5 protein-coding genes are annotated in these 6,669 nt (G+C 44.9%); 1 reads left to right on the plus strand and 4 read right to left on the minus strand.

Annotated elements, in window-relative coordinates:
• The 3 genes from lysS to A3761_RS01000 form a co-directional block, all read right to left on the minus strand.
• The coding region (gene lysS / locus A3761_RS00990) for a lysine--tRNA ligase (protein ID WP_068749651.1) at positions 1–1,449 on the minus strand (1,449 nt) is incomplete at its 3' end.
• A gap of 59 nt (positions 1,450–1,508) precedes the next feature.
• Positions 1,509–2,607 (minus strand): peptide chain release factor 2 gene (prfB, locus tag A3761_RS00995; protein ID WP_156490432.1). Its coding sequence is split into 2 segments (ribosomal slippage): positions 1,509–2,531 and positions 2,533–2,607, totalling 1,098 coding nucleotides; the frame shifts between segments, so codons are not numbered across the junction.
• 75 nt (positions 2,608–2,682) lie between these two features.
• A complete protein-coding gene (locus tag A3761_RS01000; RefSeq protein WP_068515713.1) occupies positions 2,683–3,513 on the minus strand; it encodes an alpha/beta hydrolase in 831 nt (276 codons plus the stop codon).
• A gap of 331 nt (positions 3,514–3,844) precedes the next feature.
• Here A3761_RS01000 and cysK point away from each other — a divergent pair, with 331 nt between their 5' ends.
• Positions 3,845–4,756 carry a cysteine synthase A gene (gene cysK, locus A3761_RS01005; RefSeq protein WP_068553561.1) on the plus strand — a complete coding sequence of 304 codons (912 nt, stop codon included), beginning with the start codon at positions 3,845–3,847 and terminating at the stop codon, positions 4,754–4,756.
• A gap of 62 nt (positions 4,757–4,818) precedes the next feature.
• Here the strand turns inward: cysK and A3761_RS01010 are convergent.
• On the minus strand, positions 4,819–6,669 hold a 1,851-nt coding region (locus tag A3761_RS01010; RefSeq protein WP_231881104.1), incomplete at its 5' end, for a bifunctional diguanylate cyclase/phosphodiesterase.

A 6,669-nucleotide genomic window follows, 5' to 3' on the forward strand; every position in this document is an offset into this window, starting at 1 on the left:
TGGCATACCGTATTCAAGAGCCTGGATGTAATCTGAGTCGTAATGCATCGCTTCATCATCACCAGCATCTTTTTCTTCAACCTGCTTGCGGAAGCGGTCAGCCTGGTCTTCAGCGTCATTAAGCTCCGAAAAGCCATTTGCCAATTCACGGCCGCCAACAAAGAACTCAAAACGGTCAGTGATAAATGGGTTGTCATCATTTCGACGCGCTAATGGAGAAACTTCCCATGGGTAGGCAGTAATAAAAGTAGGCTGATCGAGCTTTTCTTCAGCAGTCTCTTCAAAGATTTCGCATAACCACTTACCTGCACCCCAGGCAGATTGCTTAGCATCTTCTCTAATACCGACCTGGCGTCCATAGGCAATCATTTGCTCCAAGTTATTTCCGGCGTCGTTGATGATAGACGGCTCAAAGTCTGGATTGTACTTAAGCACCGCTTCGGCCATTGTCATGCGCTCGAAGGGTTTGGCAAAGTCATAGACCGTCTCGGCAATCACTTCGCCATCTGCATCTTTCTTAGTTGATTTAATGTCAGTTGTACCCAGTACATCCAAGGCGATAGTACGCAGCATGTCTTCAGTAGTATCCATTAAGTCATGATAAGTTGCGTAAGCCTGGTAGAATTCGATCATTGTGAATTCAGGATTATGACGGGTCGAAAGACCTTCATTTCTGAAGTTACGGTTAATTTCAAACACTCGCTCAAAACCACCTACAACCAAGCGCTTCAAGTACAATTCTGGCGCGATACGCAAGTACATACCGATATCCAGTGCATTGTGATGCGTTTCAAAAGGCTTAGCCGTTGCGCCACCAGGAATGGTTTGCAGCATCGGTGTTTCAACTTCCATAAAGTCACGATCACTTAGGTATTTACGAATCCCCTCAATAATCTTGGAGCGAACCATAAACAAATCGCGAGTTTCCTGGTTGATGATCAAGTCAACATAGCGCTGACGATACTTAGTTTCCTGATCCGCCAAGCCGTGAAACTTATCCGGTAAAGGGCGTAGTGCCTTAGTCAGGATAACCACATCTTCTGCACGTTCTATATTAACAAATAACTCGCCCTTACCCGACTTATGCAGGGCACCCCGTACACCAACAATATCACCTAAATCAAAACGGGTTTTGTAGCCAATTTCTTTTTGAATATCTTTTGGTACGTAATACTGCATACCACCCGATACATCAGAAATCTTAGTAAATGGCCCCCGCTGAAACATGATTCGACCCGCAACAGATACTTGGTTATCCTGTTCTTCTAGCTCTGGCTTAGAGAACTCACCGAACTTTTCTAACAGATCTCCTGCTAAATCTTTTCGCTCGAAGTCATTACGGTGACCATTTGCTGAACAACCATCACGCAGTTCCTTGAGTTTGTTCTTACGCTCAGTGATCAACTTATTTTGGTCTTCAGTGTTCGTAGTATTCTGTTCGTTCGACATATTTTCTTCCAATTACTTATCCATTGCTGCCACCAAAGACGATAGCAGCAAACTAAAAATTAAAGGCCTTGCTTAAGACTGGCTTCGATAAACTGATCCAGGTCGCCATCTAAGACATTATTGCAGTTACTGGTCTCAACATTGGTTCGCAGATCTTTGATCCGCGAAGAGTCCAGTACATAGGAGCGGATTTGACTTCCCCAACCAATATCTGACTTGGTATCTTCCAATGCTTGTGCCGCTTCGCTACGCTTCATCATCTCTAGCTCATATAACTTTGCTCGAAGCTGCTGCATAGCCTTATCTTTGTTTTGATGCTGTGAACGTTGGTTCTGGCATTGGACCACAATACCGCTTGGCTCATGAGTAATACGTATTGCTGAATCGGTTGTATTAACGTGCTGGCCGCCCGCACCACTAGAGCGATACGTATCAATACGCAGGTCTGCCGGGTTAATTTCAATATCGACGTTATCATCAATTTCCGGTGATACAAACACCGATGCAAAAGAAGTATGGCGACGGCTGCCTGAATCAAAAGGAGATTTTCTTACCAAGCGATGGACACCTGTCTCTGTACGTAACCAACCAAATGCATATTCACCGGTAAATTGGATTGTCGCACTTTTGATGCCGGCAACTTCACCGTCGGAGAGTTCAATGATTTCAGTCTTGAAACCTTTCTTCTCCCCCCACCGTAAGAACATACGCAATAACATGCTGGCCCAATCTTGAGCCTCGGTACCACCTGAGCCAGACTGAATATCGAGATATGCGTTGTTTTCATCCATCTCGCCAGAAAACATTCGTCGAAACTCTAGCGTTTCAAGCTTTTCACTTAGCGTGCCAAGCTCATCTTCAACAGCAGAAACCGTTTCTTCATCTTGCTCTTCCACAGCCATATCCAGCAGCTCCTGAGCATCCACCAGACCAACGTCGAGATTTTCTATGGTTGCTACAACAGCTTCTAGATTAGAGCGTTCTTTGCCAAGCGCTTGCGCGTTGTCCGGATCATCCCAGACACTAGGCAATTCTAATTCACGTTCAACTTCTACAAGTCGCTCTTTTTTTACATCAAAGTCAAAGATACCCCCTAAGCGTTTGCACACGCTCAGACATATCTTTTATTTGCTGCACTAGCGGGTTTACTTCCAACATCTATTGACTCACATTCCTTAAAACTGAAAAAAGCGAAATAACACACTTAATAAAGCGCGCCATTCTACCGCTAAGCTAAAACCGCTCCAACCAATTTTTCATTTCTTTCGCAGTTTCCGGCCAGCTTGGCTCTAATAAAATCTCATGCAAAGCCTTGGGAACGATTTTTCTTTGCTTATTAGTCATCTCTAAACGATCAAATAAGTGTTCACTCACCCAGGGCTCAACGAGTTCATCGCCTTCTCCGTGCCATATAGCGATGGGCGTTTTGATTTGCGAAGCCTGCTTGCGTAGCTTAGTAACTGCCGATAAATACTCTGTAAACCAACGTGCACTAACCTTACCGTGATTAAATGGGTCTGTGGCATAAGCGGCAACAACCTCGGGATCAGAACACACCACACTTGCTTCTATGGGATGAGCAAGACTGAGTCTAGGTAGAAAGAAACTCATTGTATTGCCAATAACACGCGTAAACCACGGGACAGCAATTGAAACATCAGCCGCTGGCCCACTTAAGGCTACACCACTGAATCGGCCAGGATACTCTAACAAGTGGTGCAAACTAATCATTCCACCCATCGAATGACCAAGTAAATATTGCTTTTCTTCCATGACTGTAGAACGCAGTGTTTCCAAGTCTTGCGCGTAGTCACTCCAACGCCTTACATGCCCGCGCTTACCTTCAGACTGACCATGCCCTCGATGATCTAGCGCATAGACTGCGTATCCCTGGGAAACAAACCACTCAGCAATGCACTGATAACGCCCTGCATGTTCACTCCAGCCATGCGAAATAACAATCGCAGCTTTAGCATTTTGATTAGGCCAGTAGTAGAAGTTCAGTAGTAAACCATCATCCGTTTCTACCTTTGATTGAGTCGGTGCAAGCCTTGCTACACTCATTCGCTTTGTTTCCTTTATTAGTCTATATACTGAAAATAAGTTTTATTGAATTTTGGAGCAAGTACAGTAAATTATGTTGCCTACTATTTAGCGCCTAAGTGTATCGTTTTTATGGCCGATAGTTTACCCTATTGGCGACCTCATTTCTGACGATTTTTAGCTATGCGCATTTCACTCTCTCATCATGCAAAACAACTCGCTAAGCCCAATACTGCTTGCAGCAACCGGTGCCTCTCCAAGCTCTGCGTATTGAGAGCTGATTCGAATAGTAAGCTAAGTCAGTAACCAAGTATATTGTAATGACTGAATGCCACTCAAAGGGAATATTCAAATGAAATATAACAACATTCTTGAAACCATCGGCAACACGCCGCACGTACGAATCAACAAGCTTTTCCGAGACGATATCGAAGTATGGATGAAGGTCGAACGCTTTAATCCCGGCGGCAGCATTAAAGACCGTATTGGCCTCGCTATGATCGAGGCCGCCGAGAAGTCAGGCCAGATCAACAAAGATACCGTTATTGTTGAACCGACATCAGGAAACACCGGCATCGGTCTGGCTCAAGCAGCTGCGGTAAAAGGCTATAAGCTGATTCTAGTTATGCCGGAGTCAATGTCTATAGAGCGTCGAAAGTACATGACAGCTCTGGGTGCCGAGCTCGTACTAACACCAAAAGAAAAAGGCATGGGCGGTGCAATTGAAACAGCTGCCGAACTAGTTACAAAAGGCAGTAATCACTGGATGCCACAACAATTTACCAATGCTGAAAATGTTGCGATCCATCGCCGTACTACTGCGCAAGAGATTATTTCCGATTTCCCCGATGGTCTTGATTATCTGATTACCGGTGTTGGCACTGGCGGTCATATCACTGGCTGTACAGAGGAACTTCGTAAAGCCTTCCCTTCTATACAATCCTACGCAGTTGAACCCGAAAAGTCCGCAGTGATCAGTGGTTGCGAAAAAGGACTGCATCGCCTTCAAGGTATCGGCGCTGGCTTTATTCCTGACATCATGAACACTGAGATACTGACAGGAACAATTCAAGTATCTGAAGAAGACTCTTTCGACATGGCACGTGAGTGTGCAAAGCAGGAAGGGATTTTTGTAGGTATTTCTTCTGGCGCTACCTTAGCCGCAGTTAAAAAGAAGGAAGCTGAATTTACTCCTGGCAGCCGCATCGTGATTTTCAGTTATGATACTGGCGAACGCTATTTATCGATCGAAGATCTGTTCTAGACCTTGAACCATGAGCGGGGCTTACGCCCCGCTTTGAAATATCCTGGAAATCAAAGCCTATCTTAGTTATTTGGCTTAAACCCGACAGACTTAAGCGGGGACGAGAAGAACTCATCAGCACTCAAGGGCTTGTCAAATAGATATCCCTGCCCAATCTCACAACCCAACTCTTGCAAGAAAGCCATCTGCTCAACTGTTTCCACACCTTCAGCCACTACCTTCAAGTTCAAAGTATGCGCCATGGCAACAATTGCTGCTGTGATCTGCTTGTCATCATTATCGTTGGGTAAGTCCATAATAAATGCACGGTCGACCTTGAGTTTATCCAGAGGGAGCTGCTTAAGGTAGTTAAGAGAAGAGTATCCCGTACCAAAGTCATCAATTGCAATGGTTAGTCCCAAAGACTGCAACTCTTTCAATAAGGAAATCGCATGCTTAATATCGGTCGCTAACAAGGACTCAGTCACCTCAAACTCTAAGTTCTCGGGGTTAACTCGGTGCAAAGAAATTGCCTGAGTAATATCGTTAAGTAAGTCAGGATCACTAAACTGGCGAGCTGACAGGTTGATCGACATTTTAACGTCACTTAGCCCGCGCTGCTGCCAATCGGCACACTGGCGGCAAGCCTCATGAATAATCCACTTACCAATGGGAATAATCAGGCCGTTATTCTCTACCATATCGATAAAGAAAAATGGCGATAACAAACCACGCTTAGGATGCTGCCACCTTAATAGAGCTTCGCAACCAATCAGCTTTCCGGTACTCAAATCCATTTGCGGTTGATAGTGCAATACAAACTCTTCCCGTTCGACAGCATGGCGTAACTCTTCCTCCAAGGCCATACGCGAGTCAGCATCTTTATGGAGCTGATGATTAAAGATATGGTAGCTATTCTTGCCTGAGGCTTTGGCTTGATACATCGCTAGATCGGCGTTTTGCAACAAAGTTGCAGCGGATACACCATCCAAAAGAGACAATGTGATGCCAATACTCGATGATACAGAAAGGCGCCTTCCCTCAATTGCAACGGGCTCTTCCAGAACTCTCAGCACCTTTCTTGCAAGCTCTACAACCTTCTTTTCACTGTGAACACCACTAAGCACAAGGCAAAATTCATCGCCACCGGTACGCGCTGCAATATCAATATCAGAAACACAACTTTTAAGTCGGTCGGCAACCACAGACAATAAGTTATCACCAACCAGGTGCCCTAGGGCATCATTAATGTGTTTGAAGTTATCAAGGTCAAGGTAGAGAAACGCAAACTTTCGCTCAGTTTCATCTTGGCTCTCTAACTTCTTATCAACCAACTCTATCAAATAGGGCCGGTTCGCCAAACCAGTCAAGGCATCGAAGTGAGCCATTTGGTGAAGCTCTTCGGTATTATCACTCAGTTTCTGGTGATAGGCCTCTAACTGAGAGGTTACCTGCAAAGAAGTAGTTTGTAGCTGGCTAATTTCATCAGCAAAAATACGGTTGCTCGCCATGCGCTTAAGCTTGTCTTTTGCTTCTTTATATCGTCCTTGAGGCAATAAAGGAAGCGCCTTGGCTTGCCGCTGCAGAGAACGAATCGGCCGCCACAAAACGAGGAATATCAACAGCATTGAAACAATAATCGCAACTAAGCCAGTTATAACGTGCGTGTGCCGAGCATACTCTATTTGCTCTCTGGCTTGGGTTGTATCAGATATAAATGCAATTAGCGCATTACTACCAACCAATTCAGAGTTAGAGACGAACATAAGCTCATACTGAGAACCTGGTAAATCAATAATGTTGATTAACTGCCCTTCAGCTTCGACAAAGTCACGCCTCCATCGACTTTGAATAGCATGCTGCTGAAGAATTGGCTGTAGTAAAGGCTTATTCGTCAAAGAAGAGAAAGCCAATCCAGTCTTGCCAAACTGTAC

Source organism: Oleiphilus sp. HI0123 (genome assembly GCF_001635315.1).